Origin of the sequence: Bacillus testis, assembly GCF_001243895.1 — a bacterium.
GTDB classification, from domain to species: Bacteria; Bacillota; Bacilli; order Bacillales; family DSM-1321; genus Bacillus_AD; species Bacillus_AD testis.
Genome location: NZ_LN851186.1, coordinates 624,590 through 649,756 on the forward strand (window position 1 = coordinate 624,590; position 25,167 = coordinate 649,756).

Sequence of the window (25,167 nt, forward strand, 5' to 3'; positions counted from 1 at the left end):
GCGTGATGCATTTGATGGATGTATTAGTCATAGGGCGCGGCGGACGTGAACATGCAATTGCCCGGAAATTCTCGGAGAGTCCACAGGTAGCTAATGTATATGTGGCACCGGGAAATCCAGGAATGAAGGACGTGGCTTCTTTGGTGCCCATCAGGGAACATGAACAGGAGAAGCTTATCACTTTTGCGAAACGCAATAAGATCGAATGGACATTCGTAGGGCCTGAGACGCCGCTGTTGGAAGGATTGGTCGACGCTTTTGCGGCTGAGGGCCTGCAAGCATTCGGACCGGGCAAGCTTGCGGCGGAAATTGAAGGCAGCAAGAGCTTTGCCAAGAACCTTATGAAAAAATATGGCATTCCGACAGCCGAATACCGCACATTTACTTCGTTTGAAGCGGCCAGGGAATATGTAATGGAGCAAGGAGCGCCGATTGTCATTAAGGCGGATGGGCTGGCTGCCGGCAAAGGAGTAGTCGTTGCCATGACTGAGACGGAAGCCGTTCAGGCTTTATCCGATATGCTTCTTGATGAAAAATTCGGAAGTGCTTCAAGAAGTGTAGTAATCGAGGAATTCCTGGAAGGGGAAGAATTCTCGCTACTTTCTTTTGTGAACGGTGAACAGGTGTATCCGATGGATATCGCCCAAGACCATAAGCGGGCATTCGATGGAGACCAGGGGCCCAATACCGGAGGGATGGGAGCCTACTCGCCCGTTCCACAGATTGATGTGGCTGTTGTTTCCGAAGCGGTGGAACAAATCGTCAAAAAGACGGCTGCTGCCATGAAATCGGAAGGGCGGCCATTTACAGGTGTATTATATGCTGGGCTTATCCTGACGAAGGAAGGACCGAAAGTCATCGAATTCAATGCGCGATTCGGCGATCCTGAAACCCAGGTGATCCTTCCAAGAATGAAGTCGGACATCATCGAGGTTCTGACAGCGGTCCGAGATCAGAAACCTTTTTCCATCGAGTGGGATGACCAAGCCTCTCTCGGCGTCGTTCTGGCGGCAAAGGGCTATCCCGGCCAATATGAAACAGGCGCAGTCATTCGGGGCTTGGAGCTGATGGACCCGCTTGTGCATGTCTACCACTCGGGTACATCCATAAATGGAAATGGAGAGACCACAATTAACGGTGGCCGTGTCCTCTTCCTTTCAGCAAAACATTCTACCATCGAAGAGGCGCGTGCGCTCGTTTATCATGAAATCAAGAAAATAGAGTGCGATGGCTTGTTCTGCCGGACCGATATCGGCTATCGTGCTTTGGCTGCCCCCGTCAATAGAGGATAGCTTCAACAGCAGAACCAATTGTTTTTTGTTTCCAATCATTTTCTCCTTTTTCTTCTCCTTTTGAGAGGCAGTAATAAGCCCCCGCTGAGGTACAGCAGGGGCTTATTTTGTATTCAGACAGGCATGAAACGCCATATACATTTTGGGGGCCAATGGTATGTTACACTATTTACGAAAACAACGCCGTTCCGAGGAACAGCGTTCTTTAAATGGCAGATATCCCTGACACATCGCTCGAATCCATTTTCGCTCATCGCCTAGTTGTTTATATGAGTTGCATCTAAACTTGGCAGCGGTTCAGGGTCTTCTGGGTCTTCCGGGTCCATGCCAAAATCAAAGGTACCCATATCACTAAGCATGTCATCATATAAAGCCCGCCCTTTACAATAGAGGGCAGTCATAGGGCAGAAGCGGACAATCCCTTCGGCAACTTTAAAGGCACTCATAATAGCTAACAGCACATAGGATTGTTTCCACGGCCTCCTGACCATTTTGGCAGTCAGTATGCTCAGCATCGATAATCCGCAGGCAATGCGCAATAAGGCATTGATGGAGGAGATATTGGTCCGGTTTTTTAACATGTAGTAAACTCCCTTCACAAAATATTAACTGAAAAATGAAAAAATCCTACTGTGTAAAATATCCAAATATGTTAACATTAAGACAAACTCATATTTTAACGTTTTAATGTATCAAATTAAAGAGAGAAACAGAAAAGAGGGATGTTCATGCTGGAACAGCGCTACCGATGGAAAAATAAACAACTGCGTGAGCATGTTGCTGTTATAGATGGAGAAAGGGTGCCAAGTATCGTTCTGAAGGATGCCGTTTACTTAAACCAGGTACTTAGGAAATGGTTGACGGCGAATATTTGGATCTACGAAGACCGCATCGTCTATGTAGGCTCTAAAATGCCTGCTCAGCTTGATGGCTGTGAAGTTGTAGACTGTGCCGGTTCTTACTTGGTCCCAGGTTATATAGAGCCGCATGCTCATCCGTTTCAATTATATAATCCCCAGACATTTGCGCATTATGCGTCTTTGACTGGAACAACGACACTGATCAATGACAATATGATGTTATTTTTGCATTTAGAAAAAAAGAAAGCGTTTTCTTTATTGAGGGAATTTCGCAATATTCCGGTCAGCATGTATTGGTGGTGCCGATTTGATCCTCAAACGGAAATTCCTAATGAAGAATCCATATTTTCGCACAGCAATATTAAATCCTGGCTGGAGCATGATGCGGTGCTTCAGGGAGGCGAATTGACAGGATGGCCGAAACTACTGGACGGCGATGACCTCATGCTTCACTGGATCCAGGAAGCAAAGCGGATGCGGAAACAAATTGAGGGGCATTTCCCCGGAGCATCCGAGAAAACGCTTGCAAAACTGATGCTTTTGGGCGCAGATTGCGACCATGAAGCGATGAATGGAAAAGAAGTCATTGCAAGATTGCTTCAAGGATATATGGTGTCGTTGCGGTATTCTTCTATCCGTCCCGATTTGCCCATTATTCTCGATGAACTCCATGAGGCGGGGATTGACAGATACGACCATTTCTTTTTGAATATGGATGGTTCGCCTCCATCTTTTTATGAGAAAGGGATGATGGACCGTTTAATCAAGATGTGCATGGATCATAATGTTCCGGTTATCGACGCCTATAATATGGCGACTATCAATGTTGCTAAATATTATAAGATCGATTATCTCCACGGTAATATAGCGACAGGGCGCGTAGCCAATATCAACTTTTTGGATTCGCCGGAAAATCCAACGCCGGTTTCGGTCATGGCCAAAGGAAAATGGGTCGTCCGAAACGGCCAAGAGATAGAGCCGGATTACCAAATCAATTGGAAAGACTATGGTTTTTCACCCATGGAAATGGATTGGGAACTAACTGCGGAGGATATGCAGTTCTCTACACCGTTCGGAGTTGAAATGGTCAATGATGTCATTACAAAACCTTATTCCATCGTTAGGGATATGTCTGGTGAAGAGTTGGGATTTGACCATGACGAATGCTTCTTCATGCTGGTCGACCGCAACGGAAAATGGCGCAATAACACCATCATAAAAGGGTTTGCCGATCGATTATGCGGTTTTGCCAGCTCCTATTCGACAACAGGGGACGTTATTGTCATCGGAAAGCGAAAAGAGGATATGAAGCTTGCAGTACAGGAACTCAAGGAAATGGGCGGCGGTATCGTCCTAACGGAAAACGGCCGCGTTATTTTTCGGATGCCGTTGAGCCTAAAAGGAATCATTTCAGAAAAACCGCTGCCGGAATTGATCGAAGAAGAAAAGGCACTGACTTGTTTATTGAAAGAAAGAGGCTATCGATTTTCCGATCCTATCTATAGTTTGCTGTTTTTTTCTTCCACCCATTTGCCGTATATCCGCATAACTCCTGCGGGAATGTATGATGTTATGAACAAGACAGTACTTTTTCCAACGATAATGCGTTAAAATAGTAAAGTATAAATAGAGACTGATTCAGCGTTCACGCTGGAAACGGGGAAAATGAATATGAATAGGAAATGGATTGCTTGTATATGCCTCGCTTTTCTTTTGGCGGTCACTGGATGCAGCAAAGAGAAGGAAAAAGCGGATCCTGAAGAACAAACCGACAGGAAGATTGTGAAGGCGGAAGCCATGCAAGAAGCGGGGGATATATATCCACTGACAGGCAAGGAGGCTACAGGGGATACCCACCACAGAGCGGTTGCCGTTATGGTCAACAATCATCCGGATGCCCGTCCCCAAAGCGGCCTGCAAAAAGCGGATATAGTTTATGAAATGCTGGCGGAAGGAGAAATCACCCGCTTTCTGGCTGTTTACCAAAGTGAATTTCCGGATATGGTCGGACCGGTTAGAAGCGCGCGCGATTATTATATCCGCTTAGCAAAAGGCCTGGATAGCCTGTTTATCTGCCATGGATATAGCCCGGAAGCAAAAGCGTTGCTCGACCAGGGCTACGTTGATCATCTGAACGGATTATTTTACGATGGCACCCTGTTCAAGAGGGATAAGACACGTAAAGCACCGCATAATTCATACATTACATTCAATCACATCGAAGAAGGAGCGAACGAGAAGCACTATAATATGGCATCGCCGCCAAAGCCTTTTTTGTTCATGGATAGGCAGGAAACCACCCGGATAGAAGGGGAAAGCGGGAACGAAGCTACGGTAGAATACGGAAATCGGCTGTTCGATGTCCATTATGCCTATGATGAAAGTATTGGCCGATATACACGCTCCACGGCAGGAGAGCAAATGAAGGACCGGGACAGCGGAAATCCTGTCTATATTGATAACATCATTGTGCTTGATGCGCCGCATGCCGTAACGGACAGCAAGGGAAGGCGCGACATCGATTTAACCGGGGGCGGTGAGGCATACTTGCTGCAAAAAGGAAAATGGAATAGAATACAATGGCGGTATCTCGACCAAGTGCTTACATTCCAAAAAGATGGAGAAGCGTTGAAACTGGTCCCAGGCAAGACATGGGTGAATATCGTGCCTGACAAAAACGGATTGGACGCAGTTGTAAACATAATGTGATGGGAATAAAACATTGTCCGCCCGTCCTTTGGATAGATGCAGGAATATACGTTACTTGAAGAGGAGTTAAACTATGCAAATTGATAAATTAAGAGGAAGAGAGTTGGATCAACTCTTTAATGCCATTCTGTCTCTTAAAGATCTTGATGAATGTTATCGTTTCTTTGACGACCTTTGTACAATCAATGAAATACAATCGCTTGCCCAACGGCTTGAAGTGGCTAGAATGCTTCAGGAGGGAAATACCTACCATAAGATTGAAACAGAAACAGGTGCAAGCACAGCGACGATTTCCAGAGTGAAACGCTGCTTGAATTATGGCAATGATGCCTATACAATGGCTTTGCAACGAATAGAAGTCTCCGAATAAAACGGCAGGGATGATCCTGCCTTTTTTATTTGCCCAAAGGGAAGAAAATAGATATAGACTATTCTTGTAGTTAAAGAATTCGAATATGTTAGGAAGTTTTTTTCTTCGATTTCTTAATGCTATAATGATGAAATGAACTATGTGATTGGGGGAAACTGAATGTATGATTACCGCGAGTGGAGACATGTGTTTAAACTCGATCCTAATAAAGAAATAACCGATGAACAGCTGGAGCAAATCTGCGAATCGGGAACCGATGCCGTGATCATCGGCGGCACTGATGGAGTGACTTTGGACAATGTCCTGGACTTAATGCAGCGGACGAGGCGCTATTCTGTGCCGTGTGCTTTGGAAGTGTCATCTATTGAAACAGTGACTCCGGGATTTGATTTATATTTCATCCCTTCGGTCCTGAACAGCAGGGATCCCAAGTGGATTGTACAATTGCACCAGCAGGCTGTTAAAGAATATGGAGAAATCATGGATTGGAGCGAAATCCATGTTGAAGGATACTGTATTATGAACGGAGAATGTAAAGCTGCGGAATTGACGAATGCAAATGTCGATCTGACAGCCGATGATGTGGCGGCGTATGCCCAAATGGCAGAGCGGCTGTTTTCCATGCCTATTTTCTATCTGGAATACAGTGGAGCATACGGGAATCCTGATGTCGTTAAACAAGTTAAACATGGGCTTGAGAAGACAACATTCTTCTATGGCGGCGGCATTTCCACTGTGGCCCAAGCAAAGGAGATGGCCCAGTATGCCGATGTGATTGTGGTCGGCAATATTGTCTACGAAGATTTTGGCCAAGCTCTTAAAACGGTAGAAGCAGTCAAGGGATAAAGGCAAGAATGATCGGTGGGGTTTTTGATTCATCCCCCACCGATCATTAGTTGAAGCAATCGGATTCTAACTGGCCTTGATCTCTCGCTTTTAATTCTTTGTTTCACTCTCGTGGGGAAGCGGGCGTCTTAGTGCCAGTTAGAATTGGGATAAACTGAATCAATCAACACTGAAAGCCTGGTTTATAGTATAATAAAGGAACAAATGTTCTTATTGGTGGTGTAAATATGGAAAATCGTTCAGAACAGCTTGTGAAAGGGCTGAATCCAGAACAGCGGAAGGCTGTCCAAACAACAGACGGGCCCTTGCTGATCATGGCGGGTGCGGGCAGTGGCAAAACTCGTGTCCTTACGCATCGGATTGCCTATTTAATGCTCGAAAAGGAAGTGGCCCCGTGGAATATCTTGGCCATTACGTTTACAAATAAAGCTGCCAGAGAGATGAAGGAACGTATCGGAAGATTGCTGGGGCCGGATGCTGAAAACATTTGGATTTCAACCTTCCACTCTATGTGTGTGCGCATTCTAAGAAGAGACATAGACCGTATCGGCTATAACCGAAATTTTACGATCTTAGATTCAACAGACCAACAGACGGTTATTAAACAAATCCTGAAAGACCTCAACCTAGATCCCAAGAAGTATGATCACCGCGCGCTTCTGGCTGCCATCAGCTCAGCCAAGAACGAGCTTGTGAATCCTGAAGAATACGATAAGACAGCAGCTGATTACTTCAGCCGTGTTGTCAGCGATGTTTATAAGGAATATGAAAGAAGACTCCGCAAGAATCAATCATTGGATTTTGATGATCTTATTATGAAGACCATACTCTTGTTCCAACGGGTGCCGGAAGTATTGAGCTATTATCAGCGTAAATTCCAATATATCCACGTGGATGAGTACCAAGATACAAACAGAGCCCAATATATGCTTGTGAAGATGATGGCGGCAAGATTCAAAAATCTGTGCGTTGTGGGTGATTCCGATCAGTCCATCTATCGCTGGCGCGGTGCGGACATTGCCAACATCCTATCTTTTGAAAAAGACTATCCGGATGCCAATGTCATATTGTTGGAGCAGAATTACCGTTCGACTAAGCGCATCCTGCAGGCCGCAAACGAGGTCATTTCCAACAACAGCAACCGTAAGCCAAAAAAATTGTGGACAGAAAATCTGGAAGGAAATAAGATCGTCTATTTTAATGCTGATAATGAGCAGGCAGAGGCGGCATTTGTGGTCGGCAAAATTTTAGAGATGACGAAAAATAACGGAAGAAAATTAAGCGATGTAGCTGTGCTTTACCGTACCAATGCCCAATCGCGTGTAATGGAGGATTATTTGCTCAAATCTAATCTTCCTTACAGCATTGTGGGCGGCGTAAAGTTCTATGACCGTAAAGAAATTAAGGATATCCTTGCCTACTTGCGCCTGATTTCCAATCCGGACGATGATATATCGCTGCGGCGCGTCATCAATGTACCGAAAAGAGGAATTGGTTCGACGTCGCTTGATAAAATAGCTGATTTTGCCCGTATGCAGGATACATCGATGTTTGAAGCTCTTCAGAATATCGACTTGATCGGGTTGAGTCCGAAAATCCGTAAAGCAGCCATAGAGTTCATTGATTTAATCAAAAATTACTCCAATATGCAGGAATATCTGTCCGTCACTGAATTGGTTGAAGAAGTGCTGGATAAGTCAGGATATAAAGATATGCTTAAAGCAGAAAAATCGATTGAATCACAAAGCCGGCTGGAAAACTTGGACGAGTTCCTGTCTGTTACCCAGAACTTTGAAAAGGCAAGCGAAGATGATAAAAGCCTTATCGCATTTTTGACCGATTTGGCGCTCGTTGCCGATATCGACCAGCTTGATAAGGAAGAAACGCCGCAGGACAGCGTTACCTTAATGACTCTCCATTCGGCCAAAGGGCTGGAATTCCCCGTGGTATTCCTGATGGGGATGGAGGAAGGCGTATTCCCTCATAGCCGTTCGTTAATGGAAGAAGATGAAATGGAAGAAGAGAGACGCCTTGCCTATGTCGGCATTACCCGTGCGGAGCAAGAACTATTCCTCACCAATTCACAGATGCGGACTTTGTTCGGGCGTACGAACTGTAATCCTGTTTCCCGCTTCATCACAGAGATCCCTGATGACCTTCTGATTGATCTGCGGGTGGAAGAACGGTTGAAAAAAGCTGTATCAAGCCGTCCGGCTATAAGCGGCGGCCAAAGCGGATATACATCAAGAAGGGCTGCTGTCACAGCGCGTCCTGTTAAGGCTCCGGTCAATACAGGCGGCAGTGCCATTGCCTGGATGGTGGGCGATAAAGTCCAACATAAAAAATGGGGAATCGGAACAGTCGTCAGCGTAAAAGGAGAAGGCGAGAAGAAAGAACTGGATATCGCTTTCCCTAGCCCGACCGGCATTAAGCGCCTGTTGGCAGCATTCGCGCCAATCGAAAAAGTTTAATCAAGAAAGGAACTTGAATATGGATGCAACTACCGCAAAAAAGAGGGCAAAGGAATTACAAACCATACTGAACCAATATAACTATGAGTATCACGTGCTTGATAATCCGTCGGTGCCTGACTCAGAGTATGATATGCGCCTGAAAGAATTGATCGGCATTGAAGAACAATATCCGGAACTGAAAACACCGGATTCCCCGACTGTCCGTGTCGGCGGTGCCGTGCTTGATGCATTCCAAAAAGTAGAGCACCGGACACCGATGCTGAGCTTGGCCAATGCCTTCAGCGAGGAAGACCTGCTGGATTTCGACCGCAGGGTCCGCCAGGGTATTGGCGATTCATTTTCCTATATGTGCGAACTCAAAATCGATGGCCTAGCTGTATCACTGCTGTATGAAGAGGGATTGTTCACCCGAGGGGCGACTCGCGGGGATGGATATGTGGGCGAAGATATAACCGCCAATCTTAAGACAATCAAATCAATTCCTCTTAAAATAAACAAACCGCTCACATTCGAAGTGCGCGGTGAAGCGTATATGCCGAAAAAATCGTTTAATGACCTAAATGCTATACGCGCTGAAAACAATGAAGAAGCATTTGCCAATCCAAGAAATGCTGCTGCAGGGTCTCTTCGCCAGCTGGATCCCCGCATTGCGGCTAAACGGAATCTGTCCGTTTTTCTATACAGCTTGGCGGACTTGGGCGGAACCGGCGTTGTTACTCAAAGCGAGGGGCTTGATCTTCTCGACGATCTGGGGTTCAAAACCAATAAAGAACGTCGGACATGTGCCGACATCCATGAGGTAATCGAATACGTGAAGGGCTGGACGGAAAAAAGACCGGATCTTCCTTACGAAATCGATGGCATTGTCATAAAAGTCAATTCGCTCGATCAGCAAGAGGAACTAGGCTATACGGCAAAAAGTCCGCGTTGGGCGATTGCCTACAAGTTCCCTGCCGAGGAAGTGGTCACCAAGCTTTTGGATATCGAACTCAGTGTCGGCCGGACGGGCGTCATCACACCGACTGCCATCCTTTCACCGGTAAAAGTGGCAGGGACAACTGTGAGCCGTGCTTCTCTGCATAATGAAGACTTGATCCGTGAGAAGGATATCAAGCTGTATGATTATGTGGTGGTTAAAAAAGCCGGGGATATCATTCCGGAAGTAGTCAATGTGCTTGTTGACCGCCGGACGGATGAACAACAGGAATTCAAAATGCCGACGCATTGCCCGGCCTGCGGAAGTGAATTGGTCCGCCTTGAAGAAGAAGTGGCACTGCGCTGCATCAATCCTAAGTGCCCTGCCCAAATCCGCGAGGGCCTGATCCATTTTGTGTCACGGAATGCGATGAATATTGACGGTATGGGTGAGAAAGTCATCACCCAATTATTCGGAGAGAATCTGATCCATGATGTTGCGGACATTTATCAATTGAAGCATGAGCAATTGATCGAATTGGAGAGAATGGGCGAGAAATCGGTTCAGAAGCTGCTGGCTGCTATTGAAGCATCTAAAGCTAATTCACTGGAACGGCTCCTGTTCGGCCTTGGTATCCGCCATGTAGGTTCAAAGGCGGCTAAAACATTGGCGCAGCAGTTTGGTTCCATGGATGCGCTGGCGAAGGCCGGAATGGAAGAATTGACGGCAATCAACGAAATAGGCGATAAAATGGCCGATTCGGTTGTCACATTCTTCGAACAGGAAGAAGTGGGCGAATTGCTTCAAGAACTGAAAAATGCCGGAGTCAATATGGAGTACAAAGGGCCTAAACCGGTCTCCGCGGAAGAAAGTGACTCAATTTTTGCTGGCAAAACAGTTGTATTAACTGGTAAGCTTGAAATACTCACACGCAATGAAGCGAAAGAAAAACTCGAAGCATTGGGGGCAAATGTAGCAGGAAGCGTAAGCAAAAAAACCAATCTGGTCATTGCGGGAGCAGATGCGGGTTCGAAGCTTGCTAAAGCGCAGGAGCTTGGTGTTGAGGTTTGGGATGAGGAGAAATTGGTACAAGAACTAAACAAATAAGAGGTGTAAGTGTACATGATGAAGAAAATCTCGTTAATAGGGGTAGCATTGCTGCTACTCTTATCGGGATGTGCCCCTAAGTTGAATAGTCAGGAAGAGAATGTACAAAAGACGAAGGATGATGATAAAAAGTCAATCATCCCCAAGTACAAAATCTCGGATGAATACTATCGAATCATTTCACCATTAGAAGTAAGCAAGGCGCGTGGACAAGTCGTCTCGAACCTGAACAGCAGATATGATGTGAATGAAATGGAAATGGGACTGATGCGAATTGCACAGGAAGATTTCGATACCGATGAGTATATTTATAATGAAGGCCAAAACCTGACTTCCAAAATGGTAAACCGATGGCTGCAGCGTAAATATACAAAGGAGCAATTCAAGGAATTGATGAAGAAGGATTCAAGCCTGAAAGAGTCAGATAATATCGGCCTGAATCCGGTTGACCCAGGCAAAGGGGATATCGATAAGCGCAACAAAGAAAACCCACTGTATTTGGCGCATATCCTTGAACAGGATTATCTCGTGAAAAAATCCGATGATGAAGTTAGCCTTGGCGGCGTAGTGATCGGTTTAGCCCTGAATTCAACGCATTATTACCAAAAAGAAGAATTCGGTGCAGTATACGAAACAAAAATTGATAATGATGAAATAGTTAAAGAAGGCAAAAAAATCGCAGATGAAGTTCTTAGCCGTTTGCGGAGCATGGACAAACTGAAAAATGTCCCGATCACCATCGCTCTGTATAAACAAGCGGAAAAATCCTCTGTGGTTCCGGGCAATTTCTTTGCTTATGCCAAAGCGAAAGAAGGAAGCAGCAGCCTTTCTGATTGGAAAAAAATTGATGAGAAATATTATCTATTCCCGTCAGAGGAAGCAGGCAAGAAACATCGGGATGACAATAAAAACTTTTTAAGCTTTAAGCAAGAAATTGAAAAATACTATCCGAACTTCAATGGTGTAATAGGGCGTGGCTACTATCTTGATGACCAGCTGCAAAAAATGAAAATTGAAATCCCTATCCAATTCTATGGAAAAGCGGAAAGCATCGGTTTCACACAGCTAGTCGCAAGTAAAGTCATGGAATTCTTCCCTGATTACATCAATGTCCAAGTGGAAATTTCCAGTGTGGATGGACCCGAGTCCATCATCGTAAGAAATACTAAAGACAAAGAACCATTTGTCCATATCTATGAATAATCAACTGGGCCCTGCTAAATAAGCAGGGCTTTTTGATCTTCTGGCTGTGCTTAAGGGCCGATTGGTTTTTGCGGTTCACAAAGTGGAAGTTGTTTTTTTGCCATACTCAGTTGTTCTGATTTGCAATTGAATAGGCAAGCCATCCCTTTCTGCTTCAATCGTTAATTCACTGCCGGGATCCGCTTCCGTAACGGCTGTTTCAAAATCATCATAGCTATTGACCATGCGGCCGTTTAAGCGATAGATCAGGTCACCGGGTTGCAGGATTCCATTAGCCGGGGTACCGGTCCGGACATCCAACACGATAATAGCTGTAGATCCATTATAGGGGACGGTGGTATGCCCGGCGCCGATCCAGCTTTTCCAAAAAGTATGCCGAATGTCGGCGGACTCCTCAAGGACAGAACGTAAATTCCTCATGAATTGATAGGTACCGAAAAGCATGTTTTCCATAAGCATCCGTTCCATTTCAGTAGACCAATAGCCCGTGTATGTAATTGTTACCTGGCTGCCGCTATGCTCCGGTGTAATGGTCCAGATCGTCAAATTTTTTTCCTCATCCTCGATCACCAATTTTTTTGCTACTTCTATTTCCGCTACTTTGCCGGAGAATGAGACTCCCCAACCGTAATCCAGCTCGATCTTTCCTCCTGTTTGCAAGTCAATGGTGCATGCTCTTGTTTCCCATTTGTTTCTTTCCGCAGGGATAGTCAGTGCATCCCAAATCCGTTGAGGCGAAGCATTGATAAAAATGTTTCTTTTTACAGATCGAATAGCAGTCAATCTTCTCGCTCCTTTTCCAAAAAGTATTTTAAGCGTACTAATTTTTGCTGCAGAATCTGGCCTAATTCCTGCTGAATGGCTGCAAAAGCCAAGGCATATGAATCGACATTCAATGAATAAAGGCTATACTTCCCTATCTTCCTTTCCGAAATCAGCCCTTCTTCTTTCAAAATGCGGATATGTTTGTGAATGGCGGGCTGTGACATTCTGAAAGCTTGGACAAGCTCGGATTGGGTGCATTCTTTTTGTGAGGCGATATATAAAATACGTCTTCTTACTGGATCAGCGATTGCCCGATAGATATCTCCCATACCTGCCTCCCTTATGTCAGATAGCCGTTTGGTTATATATAATGTAATGGTAAAATATAGAAAAGTAAATAGTTTTCAAAAAAAGGAAGTGGAGTTATTTGTACACTTTAGAAAATTCAGTTAAAATGGGATAGAAAACAATTACATACTCATTTGGGAGGGAACGAATTTGGTACAAGCTTATAAACATGAGCCATTGACAAATTTTTCACAGGGCAACAACAATGAGGCTTATCTGGAAGGATTAAAGAAAGTAAAAGAAAATATGGGGAAGAGCTATGATTTATTGATCGGTGGAGAACGCATCCATACCGAAGAGCAAATCGTATCTTATAATCCTGCAAATAAAGAAGAAGTAATTGGTACAGTATCAAAGGCAAATCAAGAATTGGCAGAGAAAGCAATGCAGGCTGCCGTTCAGGCGTTCGATTCATGGCGTAAAACGAAAGCGGATTCACGTGCTGATATCCTGTTCCGTGCAGCAGCCATCATGCGCCGCCGCAAGCATGAACTTTCAGCGCTTATGACGAAGGAAGCGGGCAAACCTTGGCCGGAAGCGGATGCAGATACTGCAGAAGCAATCGATTTCCTTGAGTACTATGCACGCCAGATGCTGTTGATGAAAGATGGAGTCCCTGTCCAAAGCCGTCCCAATGAATTCAATAAATACAATTATATCCCGCTTGGTGTCGGCATTGTTATTTCTCCATGGAATTTCCCATTGGCGATTATGGCAGGAACAACAGTGGCAGCCATTGTGGCAGGCAACACGGTTCTTTTAAAACCAGCTTCCACAACACCAATCATCGCTGCTAAATTCGTCGAAATCATGGAAGAAGCAGGACTGCCGGCAGGCGTGCTTAACTTTGTTCCAGGCAGCGGTGCAGAAGTAGGAGATTATTTAGTCGACCATCCGCAAACCCGCTTTGTATCATTCACAGGTTCACGCGACGTGGGTACGCGTATTTATGAACGCGCCTCTAAAGTCCAGCCGGGCCAAAAATGGCTGAAGCGCGTTATTGCTGAAATGGGCGGAAAAGATACGATTGTTGTCGATTCAGAAGCAGACCTTGAGTTGGCTGCCCAAAGCATCGTCAAATCTGCTTTCGGCTTTTCTGGCCAAAAATGTTCAGCCTGCTCGCGCGCAGTCATTGTCGAAGATGTATACGACCAAGTGTTGGAACGTGCAGTAGAGCTGACAAAAGAATGGACTGTAGGCAATCCAGAAGAACTATCTACATCAATGGGACCAGTCATCGATGCATCTGCCTATAAAAAAATCATGGAATATATTGAAATCGGCAAACAAGAAGGAAAAATTGTGGCAGGAGGCGAAGGGGACGATTCCAAAGGCTACTTTATCCAGCCTACTATTGTGGCAGATGTAGCGGCTCAGGCTCGTCTCATGCAAGAAGAAATCTTCGGCCCTGTTGTTGCCTTCTGCAAAGCGAAAGACTTTAACGAAGCGTTAGATATTGCCAATAATACGGAATATGGATTGACAGGGGCAGTCATCTCCACAAACCGAGCACATATCGAACAAGCTCAGGAAGATTTCCAGGTTGGCAATCTGTACATTAACCGCGGTTGCACAGGTGCCATTGTTGGTTACCAGCCATTTGGAGGATTTAATATGTCTGGAACAGATTCCAAGGCGGGCGGCCCTGATTATCTGACTCTTCATATGCAAGCAAAAACAACCTCTGAAGCTTATTAATAGAGATTAATCACAAGCAAGGCCCTTGCCTTTTACAAAAAGGCAAGGGCCTTAATTTTGTTAGGTTGATCGATTACAATTGTAAATCATGCCATGGACATAGTGAAAGAATCTCATCCAAGAATATCCTTATTAGGTTCAAATATCCTGAATAGTATGTAATAATTAAAGCGATTACATATAAATGCTATTAAATTTTTGATCATCTTGCAGTCTTATTGACAAATGTGTAACATTATAAGAAAAAAGTGCGTGTAAAGGGCTGAAGATTATGGAAGTGGAAAAAAGCAGGAAAATGGTGGAGGCTGCAAAACTATATTATTTATTGGATTGCAGCCAAATGGAAGTGGCCAAAAAGTTGGGTGTCTCCCGGCCCACTGTCTCCCGGCTTCTTCAGCAAGCGAAAGAAGAAGGAATCGTAGAAATCAAAATTAATGACCCTTCGGAAAATTGTCGGCAGTTGAGCGATGACATAAAAGAGAAATTCGGCTTGAAGGAAGCCATTGTAGTTTCCGTACCCATGTATGATGATGAAATTGTTAAACAAGCAATCGGCAAAGCAGCGGCGGCCTACCTGGGGAGTATCGTTAAAGATGGTGATATAATCGGAACCACATGGGGTACGACGATGTATCAAGTGGCCACTCATCTTGAACATGAATCAGTGAAAGATGTGAAAATTGTCCAATTGAAGGGAGGCGTAAGCCATTCCCAAAAGAAGACATACGCATCCGAAACATTGCATTTATTTGAGAAAGCATTTGATGCAACCTTGTATCAATTGCCATTGCCAGCTATTGTAGACCATGTCGTCGTCAAACAGGCGATCGAAGCAGACAGGCATATCAAAAGATTGCTGGACATGGGAAAACATGCAAATATTGCGGTCTATACGGTAGGGGTACCGCGCACGGATTCACTTCTGTTCCAATTGGGCTACTTTACGGAAGAGGATGAGAAGCTGATAGCTGATTGTGCAGTCGGAGATATTGCTTCCCGTTTCTTTGATAAGGAAGGGAAAATTTGCAATGATGGCCTGGATGCCAGAACAATCGGCATTGAATTGGAAGACTTGAAAACGAAAGAGCAGTCCATTCTTGTGGCAGGTGGGCTGAAAAAAGTGGATGGCATCTGTGGAGCAATGAATGCCAAGCTTGCCAATGTACTGATCACTGATTCGTATACAGCCAAAATATTATTAAATAAAGAAACTGCCCAATAAAGGAAGCAATCATATGATTGCTTTTTTTTACGCTAAAAAAGCAGTGGGGCAACATTGAAATCAAGGATATTTGCGAGTGACAAAGGGTTCAGAAAAGAGTAGAATCATATGCAGGATTACATAATTTCACTTTATGTTTTACAATTGTTCTTTTTACTGATATATTGTAAATGTACTCAGCTGGATCATGAGTCAGTTTCTGGTTTGAGAACGGTTTCTTTGAGGATTGAGAAGCAATTCTGGAAGGGATTAACCTGTCTACATTCAAGAGAGTAAGTCGTCTACTAGATTTAAATGTATGAAGATTACACCATTTCCAAAATAAACGCTTTTTAAAACTGATGCAACCGTTTAGTTGATTGCTTTTTGTATGGCATTGTTGGTGAAACAGGAGGTTTGCTGTATGTATATGGATCAAGGCATCAGTGAAACATACTGTTATGTATGGAAGTAATCCTTTCGTTTGGCACTGCATACAGACGCGTTATTTTTCATCTGAGATGGGAGTAGATTGGAATGGATAGGAAAATATTAGTAGAGCAAGCGATTCAGGCTCGAGAAAGCGCATACACGCCCTATTCCAAGTTTAATGTGGGAGCTGCTGTCCTGACGAAAAACGATAAAGTTTTTTTGGGATGCAATATTGAGAATGCTTCTTACGGGCTTGCGAATTGTGCAGAACGGACGGCATTGTTCAAAGCGGTTTCTGAAAATGAAACGGAATTTGAAGCAATCGCGATTGTTGCGGATACGGACGGTCCTGTTTCTCCGTGCGGAGCCTGCAGACAGGTGATGGCTGAATTTTTTGATGCACATACAAAAATATATCTGGCTAACTTAAAGGGTGACCTGCAAGAGACGTCAATGGACGAATTGCTGCCGGGATATTTTAGTTCTAAAGATATGGAACAGGGATGAGGGGAAACAATTGGGGGAAATAATTCCTTCCAGTTCTCTTATACAAATAGATAGAGTCCATATAATTTGAAAGGATATATATTATACAACTGGAGGGGCTTATGAGATATCTAATTTCAATTTTGGGGTTGTTAGTGGTCTTCGGTCTTGCACTGCTTGCTAGTAAAAACAAAAAGGAAATAAAATATAAAAATATCATTTTGATGGTAGTCGTTCAATTCTTGCTGGCAGCCTTGCTCTTGAATACACGCTTCGGCTACGTATTAATTAAGGGAATCGCAACTGTATTCGATCACTTGCTTGAATATGCGCAAGCTGGTGTAGCCTTTGTCTTTGGCGGCATTGCCAACAAGGGAGAAGCTCCTTTCTTCCTGAACGTCCTTCTTCCAATCGTGTTCATCTCGGTATTGATCGGTATTCTGCAACATTTTAAAATCCTGCCTCTATTCATGAAGGGCGTTGGATATTTGTTGAGCAAAATCAATGGAATGGGCCAATTGGAGTCCTATAATGCGGTTGCATCCGCAATGGTGGGACAATCGGAAGTATTCATTACCGTGAAGAAACAGTTGTCTAAGCTGAATCCGCAGCGTATGTATACGTTATGCGCATCTGCCATGTCAACTGTTTCAATGAGCATCGTCGGTGCTTATATGACAATGATTGAACCGAAATATGTTGTAACGGCTATCGTAATCAACCTATTTGGTGGCTTTATCATTGTCTCTATCATCAATCCATATAAAGTAGATCCTTCAGAAGATATTCTGGCTATTGAAGAAGAAGAAAAGCAAACCTTCTTCCAGATGCTTGGCGAATACATAATGGATGGATTTAAAGTAGCAATCACTGTTGCTGCCATGCTGATCGGCTTCGTTGCTTTAATGGCGTTCATCAATTCATTATTCGACATGATTCTTGGCGTATCATTCCAGGATATCCTTGGTTATATCTTCTCGCCTGTTGCATTCTTAATGGGTGTGCCTTGGGCAGACGCTGTCTCAGCGGGTGGAATTATGGCCACAAAACTAGTAACGAATGAATTCGTGGCTATGCTGAGCTTGACTGACGTTGCCGATACATTCAGCGCACGTACAGTCGGTATTATCTCTGTATTCCTTGTTTCTTTTGCAAACTTCTCCTCGATCGGCATTATTTCCGGTGCAGTTAAAGGTTTGAATGAAAAACAAGGGAACGTGGTTGCGCGCTTTGGTTTAAAATTGTTGTATGGTGCAACACTAGTCAGCGTTCTATCATCTATTATCGTCGGATTGGTTATATGATTAAAAAAGAAGCAGCTTTTGATGAAAGGTCAAAAGATGCTTCTTTTTTTGTTTTAGATGTAGGGATATTCACTTGTTCGCCACTTATTTTTACATATGTTCATTTTATATTTTACGTTTGTTCAAAAAGCTGGTATAGTAAAGGGGTAACCCATAGGAAAGCGTTCTTTTATTTGTAGAAGAACGATTTTTCTTGGAAAGTAAATAATCTTATGAAGCAGTTACTGATCAATAGATGGCCCAAAGTAAAGGGATACTGGGCATTTTAGAACGAACAAGCAGCTTTTCTAAGCTAACACAAACAAAGAGGAGTTGGATTATATGAGAATGGTAGACTTAATCGAAAAAAAGCGTGACGGCGGCGAGTTGACGAAAGAAGAAATCAATTTCATGATTGAAGGCTATACAGATGGTTCTATTCCTGATTATCAAATGTCTTCTTTCTTAATGTCTGTTTTCTTTAAAGGTATGACTCCGGAAGAAACAGCTAATATGACAATGGCGATGGTGAATTCAGGAGACCAAATTGACCTTTCAGCGATCGAAGGCATCAAAGTCGATAAGCACAGCACAGGCGGCGTAGGCGATACAACGACAATCGTGCTAGCTCCACTAGTGGCGGCTGTGGGCGTGCCTGTTGCTAAATTATCTGGACGCGGCCTTGGACATACAGGCGGTACAGTTGATAAATTCGAATCAATTCCAGGCTTCCATTCTGAAATTGGCTCTGAGCAGTTCATCAAGCAAGTGAATGATGTGAAAGTGGCTGTAACAGGACCTACTGGAAACTTGACTCCTGCCGATAAAAAAATCTATGGCTTGCGCGATGTAACGGCTACTGTTAACTCAATCCCTCTAATGGCAAGCAGCATCATGAGCAAGAAAATTGCTTCCGGCTCTGATGCCATTGTTTTAGATGTTAAAGTTGGCGCAGGCGCATTCATGAAAGATGTTGACAGTGCCAAAAAATTAGCTCATGCTATGGTTGAAATCGGCAAAAACGTCGGCCGTGACACAATGGCTGTCATTTCTGACATGGACCAGCCTCTTGGCTATGCAATCGGTAACGCTTTGGAAGTAAAGGAAGCAATCGATACTCTTCGCGGAGAAGGCCCTAAAGACCTTGAAGAGCTTTGCTTAACATTGGGAAGCAAAATGGTCGTGCTTGCTAAGCATGCAGATTCAGTGGAAGAAGCGCGTAAAATGCTTAAGGAAGTCATCGATAACGGTAAAGCACTTGAGAAATTCAAGGAATTTGTCATCGCTCAAGGCGGAGATGCTTCTGTCATCGACGATCCATCTAAATTGGCTAAAGCGAAATATGAAATTCCTGTATTGGCGAAAGAAGATGGCTATGTGGCTGAAATCGAAGCAGACAGCATCGGAACAGCAGCTATGATTCTGGGTGCCGGCCGTGCAACAAAAGAATCTGTTGTAGATTTGGCAGTCGGCCTCATGCTACATAAGAAAATCGGCGATGAAGTGAAGAAGGGCGACACCATCGTTACGATCCACAGCAACCGCGAGAACGTGGATGATGTAATGGACCGTATCTACGAATCTTACCGTATTACGCCTGAAAAAGTTGGAGAAGCTGTGCTTGTACATGCAGAAATCCATTAATTGACAGTAAGAATGCGTTGTATCTTTCGGGATGTAACGCCATTAACAAATAATAAGCAACGGAGGAACCACCATGAACAAAGAACAAATCGCAGGAATGATTGACCACACATTATTAAAGGCGGATGCAAGCCGCGAAGCAGTCATTAAATTGGCTAACGAAGCAAAAGAACACCGTTTCGCTTCTGTTTGTGTGAACCCGTCACAAATCGAAACAGCGTACGAAATCCTTAAAGACACTCCAGAAGTGAAAGTCTGCACAGTAATCGGTTTTCCATTAGGGGCATCTACATCTGAAACAAAAGCATTTGAAACAAAAGATGCAATCGCTAAAGGCGCTACTGAAGTAGATATGGTCATCAACATCGGCGCGCTTAAAGACAAGAATGACGAGCTTGTTTTGAACGATATTAAAGCAGTTGTTGAAGCGGCAAAAGGCAAAGCGTTGACAAAAGTCATCATTGAAACTTGCTTGTTGACTGACGAAGAAAAAGTCCGTGCTTGCGAGCTTTCTGTTAAAGCCGGCGCAGATTTCGTTAAAACATCAACTGGATTCTCTACTGGCGGAGCAACAGTTGCTGATATCGCATTAATGCGCAAAACAGTAGGACCGGACGTTGGCGTTAAAGCATCAGGCGGCGTGCGCAGCCTAGCTGACGTTGAAGCATTGGTTGAAGCCGGCGCTACTCGTATTGGAGCAAGCTCAGGCATTGCGATCATCAACGGCGAACAATCTAAATCAAGCTATTAATCAAGTCCATATATTAATATGAAGAAAAAGACGCTCAAGGCTCTTGCCAGCGTCTTTTTTTGTTTCGTTCTATATGGCGTTATGGCTCTCGCTTCAACACGAGAGTAAAGGCAAGGGAGAAAAGTAGGCAAAGCGATGTTTAACCTTGCCCCTATATTGCTTTACCGTAGCACAATTTGATAGTATTAGAAGTATGATTTTTGATCGAGATTTTCTGGAGGTGAATGGAGAAATGTCACGTATTTCAAATGAAGAAGTGAAGCATGTGGCCCATCTGGCAAGATTGGCCGTCAATGAAGAAGAAGCCGAAGAAATGAGAAAAGAACTGGAAGCAATCATCACATTTGCCGAACAATTGAATGAATTGGACACAAGCGGTGTAAAGCCGATGTCGCATGTTCTTGATATGGTGAATGTATTTCGTGAAGATGAAGCCAAAAAAGGGCTTCCAGTCGAGAAAGTCATGAAGAATGCACCGGACCACAAGGACGGACTGATCCGTGTACCGGCAATTATGGACTAAGGGGGGGACAACATGTCACTGTTTACGAATAGTTTGAAAGAACTGCACAGTTTACTACATAAAAATGAAGTGTCCGTATCCGACCTGGTGAATGCTTCATTCGAGCGCATTCAGCAAGTGGATGGAAAAATCGGCGCTTTCCTTACTTTGAATGAAGAACAAGCCCGCACGCAGGCAAAGTCATTGGACGAAGCATTGAAAAAGAACGAGGGCAATAACCTGTTATTCGGCATGCCAATCGGAATTAAAGATAATATCGTCACAAAGGATCTGCGCACAACATGTGCAAGTAAGATCCTGGATAACTTTGATCCAATCTATGATGCGACCGTTGTCCAAAAGTTGAACAATGCGCAAACAATAACCATTGGAAAGTTGAACATGGATGAGTTTGCCATGGGCTCCTCTAATGAAAACTCCGCATATAAGACTGTCAGAAATCCGTGGAATAACGAATATGTACCTGGAGGGTCATCAGGCGGTTCCGCAGCGGCTGTTGCAGCGGGAGAAGTGCTGTTCTCATTAGGTTCAGATACAGGCGGCTCCATTCGCCAGCCAGCTTCGTTCTGCGGCGTAGTGGGCATGAAGCCTACGTACGGCCGTGTATCACGCTTCGGTTTGGTGGCATTCGCTTCTTCGCTTGACCAAATCGGGCCAATCACCAATACGGTTGAAGACAATGCTTATTTGCTTGAAGCCATTGCCGGTCTTGACCCTATGGATTCAACATCTGCCAATGTGGATGTCCCGCGTTTCTCAGAAGCGCTGACAGGGGATATCAAAGGGCTGCGCATCGCTGTGCCGAAGGAATATTTGGCAGAGGGCGTAGATGAAGAAGTGAAAGCTTCGGTGATGGAGGCTCTAAACGTTTTAGAGGCCCAGGGAGCGACATGGGAGGAAGTATCCCTTCCGCACTCTAAGTACGCTTTAGCTACTTATTACCTGCTATCCTCTTCAGAGGCATCGGCTAACTTGGCTCGTTTTGACGGTGTCCGATATGGCTACCGTACGCCTAATGCCGAGAATTTAATTGAAATGTACAAGCACACCCGTTCAGAAGGTTTCGGAAAAGAAGTAAAGCGCCGGATTATGCTTGGTACCTTTGCGTTAAGTTCAGGTTACTATGACGCGTATTATAAAAAAGCCCAGCAGGTCCGCACATTGATCAAGAAGGACTTTGATGATGTATTCGCCCAATATGACGTCATTATAGGGCCAACAACACCGACGCCGGCTTTCAAAATCGGTGAAAATACGAAAGATCCGTTGACCATGTATGCAAATGATATTTTGACGATTCCTGTCAACCTTGCCGGCGTGCCAGGCATATCTGTTCCTTGCGGCTTGTCACAGCAAGGGCTGCCACTTGGATTGCAGATTATCGGCAAGCATTTTGATGAAAGCACCGTCTATCGTGTTGCTCATGCATTTGAACAGGCAACAGACCATCATACAAAAAGACCACAATTGTAAGGGGTGAGGATTATGGAATTTGAAACGGTAATAGGCCTTGAAGTGCACGTGGAATTAAAAACAGATTCGAAGATTTTTTCATCCAGTCCGAACCAGTTCGGAGCTGAACCAAACACCAATACATCGGTCATTGACTTGGGCTACCCTGGCGTATTGCCCGTCTTGAACAGAAAAGCAGTCGATTATGCAATGAAGGCAGCTATGGCGCTGAACTGTGAAGTTGCGACCGAGACGAAATTCGACCGGAAGAATTATTTCTATCCGGATAACCCAAAAGCTTATCAGATTTCGCAATTCGATAAGCCAATCGGCGAGCACGGTTGGATTGAGATTGAAGTGAACGGCTATAAAAAGAAAATTGGGATTACACGCATCCATATGGAAGAGGATGCCGGCAAGCTGACGCATGGAGCCGGCGGCATGTCGCTATGCGATTACAACCGACAGGGAACGCCACTGGTCGAAATCGTATCGGAACCGGATATCCGCACGCCGGATGAAGCATATGCATACCTGGAAAAATTGAAGAGCATCATTCAATACACAGGCGTATCAGATTGCAAAATGGAGGAAGGTTCATTGCGCTGTGATGCCAATATCTCTATCCGGCCGGTTGGGCAGAAAGAATTCGGCACAAAAACAGAATTGAAAAACTTGAATTCTTTTAACTTCGTCCGCCGTGGATTGCAGCACGAAGAAGAACGCCAGCGTGAAATTGTTTCGAACGGGGGCGTCATCGAACAAGAGACGCGCCGATTTGACGAGAATACAGGCAAAACGCTATTGATGCGGGTGAAGGAAGGATCGGATGATTACCGCTACTTCCCTGAACCGGATTTAATGGATCTATATATCGACGATGAGTGGAAAGAACGCATCCGCGCCGAAATTCCTGAGCTTCCTGATGCGCGCAAGAAGCGTTATATGGAAGAGATGGGACTGCCGGCTTACGATGCAGGCGTTCTGACTGTTGCCAAGGAAACAGCCGACTTTTTCGAAGCGACTGTTGAAGCGGGCGCTGATCCGAAACAGGCTTCGAACTGGATCATGGGAGACTTGTCTGGCTACTTGAACGCTGAAGGAAAAGAACTTCATGATCTGCCTTTGACTCCGGCTTCGCTTGCAGGCATGATCGCTTTGATCGAAAACGGAACAATCTCTTCTAAGATTGCCAAAACAGTGTTTAAGGAATTGGTTGAGCATGGCGGGGACGCTGAAGCAATCGTCAAAGAAAAAGGACTTGTCCAAATTTCGGATGAAGGCGCCCTTCTGAAAATCATTGATGAAACACTCGACAAAAATCCGCAAAGCATTGAAGATTTCAAAGCGGGCAAAAAGAAAGCGACCGGCTTCCTCGTAGGACAAATCATGAAGGCGACAAAAGGCCAAGCCAATCCGCAGTTGGTCAATAAACTGCTTATGCAGGAAATACAGAAACGATAAAGTGAAACCTTAGGCGGCGGGAGTTTTTATTCATCTCCTGCCGATCATTAGTTGAACCAATCGCATTCTTACTGGCGCTTGATCTCCCTTTATACTTCTTCGCGTCTCTAATCAGTTGAAGTGGGGTCCTTAGCGCAATTAGAATGGGATAAACAAATACAGGCCACTCCCCTCATAGGGAAGTGGTTTTCTTATTTTGCCCTCCATCTTTTACTCTGTCTTGCTAGTGTTTCAACGATCAATCGACAAGAGCGGGATTAATAAATAAAATGCTCTTTAAACTCATAATTCTTTATTCAGAATATGCTAAAATAAAGGAAAATACACTTGATCACTCTGAAGGTTAATCAGCAAGAGGCATGCTTCTTTGTTAAAAGCTCTAACCGGGCCAACCTACAATGCTACTCTCGAAGGAAACGATGCATATATGTTATGCTTATATAACTTGAATAAGGATGCTTCCGAGTAAGCATGGGCAATGGATTCGATTTTGGCGGAGGTTCAGGAGGAGATTCAGGTGGAGGCTGCGATTAAATGAGGAGAGGGTGAAGAAATAATATGGTTTTAGCGATCTGGATAGCGGTCGCCATTCTATTTTGTGTTCTGGCTTATGCGTTCCATAATCGTAAAAAATATCACTTGTTATCGCATTATCACCAATATAGCCCTTTTGTAAAAAGAGAAATGGAACAGAGCGGTTACCTGGTCCATATCGGCCGGTTTACTTGGGGGATAGCGATACTGTGGATTTTGACCATCCCATTTTTAGCCTTTAAGGTAACCTATGCCATGGAAGTGTCGCTGACGGTTTTTTTACTATATGTCATGGTTGGCACCTGGATTATCCGGCGCTTCGATGTAGCTAAAAAAAGGAAGCGCAATACTCGGATTTTACTGATGCTGTATATGGCTATCGCCATTATTCTGGGTTTTATTTTCATCCAGGGGCAGCAGGAGACAAAGGTTAAAATCAATGAGCAAAGCATCGTATTCGACAGCATGTATACGTACCGCCTTCCCATTAAAGATATAGAGAGCGTAGAATGGATGGAGCAAATGCCTGAAAACCTTATTAAATTGAATGGATATGCCACCACCTGGAGATCGCTCGGTTATTTTCAATCCAAAGAATTGGGAAAAGGCGTTCATTTTGTCTACCCCAATAAACCGCCGTTCATCTATATTAGAGCAAAACACACATACATCTTGATTAATTCCAGGGACAAGCAGGAAACAGAGCAATGGTATGATCGGATACATGCCGCACTGCAAGGGGCCGGTATGGAATAGTGAGGCACAGGAAAAAGGCTTGGTTGTTTGTTTAAGTCATTTTATGGAGAGTA

Annotated in this window: 21 protein-coding genes; 18 read left to right on the forward strand and 3 right to left on the reverse strand. The window is 44.3% G+C overall.

Annotation, left to right across the window (positions count from 1 at the left end):
* Positions 1-14: 14 nt before the first annotated feature.
* Positions 15-1,292 (forward strand): phosphoribosylamine--glycine ligase, encoded by a 1,278-nt coding sequence (gene purD / locus BN1765_RS03635; protein WP_050616665.1) that lies wholly within the window; start codon positions 15-17, stop codon positions 1,290-1,292.
* 257 nt (positions 1,293-1,549) lie between these two features.
* On the opposite strand, the gene BN1765_RS03640 is transcribed toward purD, so the two are convergent.
* Positions 1,550-1,873 carry a YgaP family membrane protein gene (locus tag BN1765_RS03640; RefSeq protein ID WP_069202979.1) on the reverse strand — a complete coding sequence of 108 codons (324 nt, stop codon included), beginning with the start codon at positions 1,871-1,873 and terminating at the stop codon, positions 1,550-1,552.
* A gap of 147 nt (positions 1,874-2,020) precedes the next feature.
* Here BN1765_RS03640 and BN1765_RS03645 point away from each other — a divergent pair, with 147 nt between their 5' ends.
* The 7 genes from BN1765_RS03645 to BN1765_RS03675 all read left to right on the forward strand — a co-directional run bounded on the left by BN1765_RS03645 (position 2,021) and on the right by BN1765_RS03675 (position 11,777).
* Positions 2,021-3,763, forward strand: coding sequence for an adenine deaminase C-terminal domain-containing protein (locus tag BN1765_RS03645; RefSeq protein ID WP_050613883.1), 1,743 nt, complete (start codon positions 2,021-2,023; stop codon positions 3,761-3,763).
* Between the two features lie 60 nt (positions 3,764-3,823).
* Positions 3,824-4,861 (forward strand): DUF3048 domain-containing protein, encoded by a 1,038-nt coding sequence (locus BN1765_RS03650; protein ID WP_050613884.1) that lies wholly within the window; start codon positions 3,824-3,826, stop codon positions 4,859-4,861.
* A gap of 73 nt (positions 4,862-4,934) precedes the next feature.
* On the forward strand, positions 4,935-5,231 hold the full coding sequence (locus BN1765_RS03655; RefSeq protein WP_050613885.1) for a YerC/YecD family TrpR-related protein: 297 nt from the start codon (positions 4,935-4,937) through the stop codon (positions 5,229-5,231).
* A 159-nt stretch (positions 5,232-5,390) separates the two neighbouring features.
* Positions 5,391-6,077, forward strand: a complete 687-nt coding sequence (gene pcrB, locus BN1765_RS03660; RefSeq protein WP_050613886.1) for a heptaprenylglyceryl phosphate synthase — start codon at positions 5,391-5,393, stop codon at positions 6,075-6,077.
* A 227-nt stretch (positions 6,078-6,304) separates the two neighbouring features.
* Positions 6,305-8,548, forward strand: coding sequence for a DNA helicase PcrA (gene pcrA, locus BN1765_RS03665; RefSeq protein WP_050613887.1), 2,244 nt, complete (start codon positions 6,305-6,307; stop codon positions 8,546-8,548).
* A gap of 19 nt (positions 8,549-8,567) precedes the next feature.
* Entirely contained in the window at positions 8,568-10,574 is a 2,007-nt protein-coding gene (gene ligA, locus BN1765_RS03670; RefSeq protein ID WP_050613888.1) for an NAD-dependent DNA ligase LigA, read from the forward strand.
* A gap of 18 nt (positions 10,575-10,592) precedes the next feature.
* On the forward strand, positions 10,593-11,777 hold the full coding sequence (locus BN1765_RS03675; protein ID WP_050616666.1) for a CamS family sex pheromone protein: 1,185 nt from the start codon (positions 10,593-10,595) through the stop codon (positions 11,775-11,777).
* Positions 11,778-11,852: 75 nt separating this feature from the next.
* Here BN1765_RS03675 and BN1765_RS03680 read toward each other — a convergent pair whose 3' ends face one another.
* Both BN1765_RS03680 and BN1765_RS03685 read right to left on the reverse strand, forming a co-directional pair.
* Positions 11,853-12,560 carry an SRPBCC domain-containing protein gene (locus BN1765_RS03680; protein ID WP_050613889.1) on the reverse strand — a complete coding sequence of 236 codons (708 nt, stop codon included), beginning with the start codon at positions 12,558-12,560 and terminating at the stop codon, positions 11,853-11,855.
* On the reverse strand, positions 12,557-12,871 hold the full coding sequence (locus BN1765_RS03685) for an ArsR/SmtB family transcription factor (protein ID WP_050613890.1): 315 nt from the start codon (positions 12,869-12,871) through the stop codon (positions 12,557-12,559). The genes BN1765_RS03680 and BN1765_RS03685 overlap by 4 nt, the downstream gene beginning before the upstream one ends.
* A gap of 169 nt (positions 12,872-13,040) precedes the next feature.
* Here BN1765_RS03685 and pruA point away from each other — a divergent pair, with 169 nt between their 5' ends.
* The 10 genes from pruA to BN1765_RS03735 all read left to right on the forward strand — a co-directional run bounded on the left by pruA (position 13,041) and on the right by BN1765_RS03735 (position 25,114).
* A complete protein-coding gene (pruA, locus tag BN1765_RS03690) occupies positions 13,041-14,588 on the forward strand; it encodes an L-glutamate gamma-semialdehyde dehydrogenase (protein WP_050613891.1) in 1,548 nt (515 codons plus the stop codon).
* A gap of 271 nt (positions 14,589-14,859) precedes the next feature.
* Positions 14,860-15,810 carry a sugar-binding transcriptional regulator gene (locus BN1765_RS03695; RefSeq protein WP_050613892.1) on the forward strand — a complete coding sequence of 317 codons (951 nt, stop codon included), beginning with the start codon at positions 14,860-14,862 and terminating at the stop codon, positions 15,808-15,810.
* A gap of 516 nt (positions 15,811-16,326) precedes the next feature.
* Positions 16,327-16,728 (forward strand): cytidine deaminase, encoded by a 402-nt coding sequence (locus BN1765_RS03700; RefSeq protein ID WP_050613893.1) that lies wholly within the window; start codon positions 16,327-16,329, stop codon positions 16,726-16,728.
* A gap of 101 nt (positions 16,729-16,829) precedes the next feature.
* The gene (locus BN1765_RS03705; RefSeq protein WP_050613894.1) at positions 16,830-18,011 is read left to right on the forward strand and encodes a NupC/NupG family nucleoside CNT transporter; all 1,182 of its coding nucleotides are present in this window, start codon (positions 16,830-16,832) and stop codon (positions 18,009-18,011) included.
* A gap of 321 nt (positions 18,012-18,332) precedes the next feature.
* Positions 18,333-19,634: a pyrimidine-nucleoside phosphorylase gene (locus BN1765_RS03710; RefSeq protein ID WP_050613895.1), complete on the forward strand. Its 1,302-nt coding sequence runs from the start codon at positions 18,333-18,335 to the stop codon at positions 19,632-19,634.
* 73 nt (positions 19,635-19,707) lie between these two features.
* Entirely contained in the window at positions 19,708-20,385 is a 678-nt protein-coding gene (gene deoC / locus BN1765_RS03715; protein WP_050613896.1) for a deoxyribose-phosphate aldolase, read from the forward strand.
* Positions 20,386-20,617: 232 nt separating this feature from the next.
* Positions 20,618-20,908, forward strand: a complete 291-nt coding sequence (gatC, locus tag BN1765_RS03720) for an Asp-tRNA(Asn)/Glu-tRNA(Gln) amidotransferase subunit GatC (protein ID WP_050613897.1) — start codon at positions 20,618-20,620, stop codon at positions 20,906-20,908.
* A 12-nt stretch (positions 20,909-20,920) separates the two neighbouring features.
* On the forward strand, positions 20,921-22,381 hold the full coding sequence (gatA, locus tag BN1765_RS03725) for an Asp-tRNA(Asn)/Glu-tRNA(Gln) amidotransferase subunit GatA (RefSeq protein ID WP_050613898.1): 1,461 nt from the start codon (positions 20,921-20,923) through the stop codon (positions 22,379-22,381).
* A gap of 12 nt (positions 22,382-22,393) precedes the next feature.
* Entirely contained in the window at positions 22,394-23,824 is a 1,431-nt protein-coding gene (gatB, locus tag BN1765_RS03730; protein WP_050613899.1) for an Asp-tRNA(Asn)/Glu-tRNA(Gln) amidotransferase subunit GatB, read from the forward strand.
* A 558-nt stretch (positions 23,825-24,382) separates the two neighbouring features.
* Positions 24,383-25,114, forward strand: coding sequence for a DUF3784 domain-containing protein (locus tag BN1765_RS03735; protein WP_050613900.1), 732 nt, complete (start codon positions 24,383-24,385; stop codon positions 25,112-25,114).
* Positions 25,115-25,167: the final 53 nt, after the last annotated feature.

Bases quoted from the DNA above. Each gene is read 5' to 3' on its own strand.
- purD (WP_050616665.1), top strand. From the start codon at position 15: ATGGATGTATTAGTCATAGGGCGCGGCGGACGTGAACATGCAATTGCC.
- BN1765_RS03640 (WP_069202979.1), bottom strand. From the start codon at position 1,873: ATGTTAAAAAACCGGACCAATATCTCCTCCATCAATGCCTTATTGCGC.
- BN1765_RS03645 (WP_050613883.1), top strand. From the start codon at position 2,021: ATGCTGGAACAGCGCTACCGATGGAAAAATAAACAACTGCGTGAGCAT.
- BN1765_RS03650 (WP_050613884.1), top strand. From the start codon at position 3,824: ATGAATAGGAAATGGATTGCTTGTATATGCCTCGCTTTTCTTTTGGCG.
- BN1765_RS03655 (WP_050613885.1), top strand. From the start codon at position 4,935: ATGCAAATTGATAAATTAAGAGGAAGAGAGTTGGATCAACTCTTTAAT.
- pcrB (WP_050613886.1), top strand. From the start codon at position 5,391: ATGTATGATTACCGCGAGTGGAGACATGTGTTTAAACTCGATCCTAAT.
- pcrA (WP_050613887.1), top strand. From the start codon at position 6,305: ATGGAAAATCGTTCAGAACAGCTTGTGAAAGGGCTGAATCCAGAACAG.
- ligA (WP_050613888.1), top strand. From the start codon at position 8,568: ATGGATGCAACTACCGCAAAAAAGAGGGCAAAGGAATTACAAACCATA.
- BN1765_RS03675 (WP_050616666.1), top strand. From the start codon at position 10,593: ATGAAGAAAATCTCGTTAATAGGGGTAGCATTGCTGCTACTCTTATCG.
- BN1765_RS03685 (WP_050613890.1), bottom strand. From the start codon at position 12,871: ATGGGAGATATCTATCGGGCAATCGCTGATCCAGTAAGAAGACGTATT.
- BN1765_RS03695 (WP_050613892.1), top strand. From the start codon at position 14,860: ATGGAAGTGGAAAAAAGCAGGAAAATGGTGGAGGCTGCAAAACTATAT.
- BN1765_RS03700 (WP_050613893.1), top strand. From the start codon at position 16,327: ATGGATAGGAAAATATTAGTAGAGCAAGCGATTCAGGCTCGAGAAAGC.
- BN1765_RS03705 (WP_050613894.1), top strand. From the start codon at position 16,830: ATGAGATATCTAATTTCAATTTTGGGGTTGTTAGTGGTCTTCGGTCTT.
- BN1765_RS03710 (WP_050613895.1), top strand. From the start codon at position 18,333: ATGAGAATGGTAGACTTAATCGAAAAAAAGCGTGACGGCGGCGAGTTG.
- deoC (WP_050613896.1), top strand. From the start codon at position 19,708: ATGAACAAAGAACAAATCGCAGGAATGATTGACCACACATTATTAAAG.
- gatC (WP_050613897.1), top strand. From the start codon at position 20,618: ATGTCACGTATTTCAAATGAAGAAGTGAAGCATGTGGCCCATCTGGCA.
- gatA (WP_050613898.1), top strand. From the start codon at position 20,921: ATGTCACTGTTTACGAATAGTTTGAAAGAACTGCACAGTTTACTACAT.
- gatB (WP_050613899.1), top strand. From the start codon at position 22,394: ATGGAATTTGAAACGGTAATAGGCCTTGAAGTGCACGTGGAATTAAAA.
- BN1765_RS03735 (WP_050613900.1), top strand. From the start codon at position 24,383: ATGGTTTTAGCGATCTGGATAGCGGTCGCCATTCTATTTTGTGTTCTG.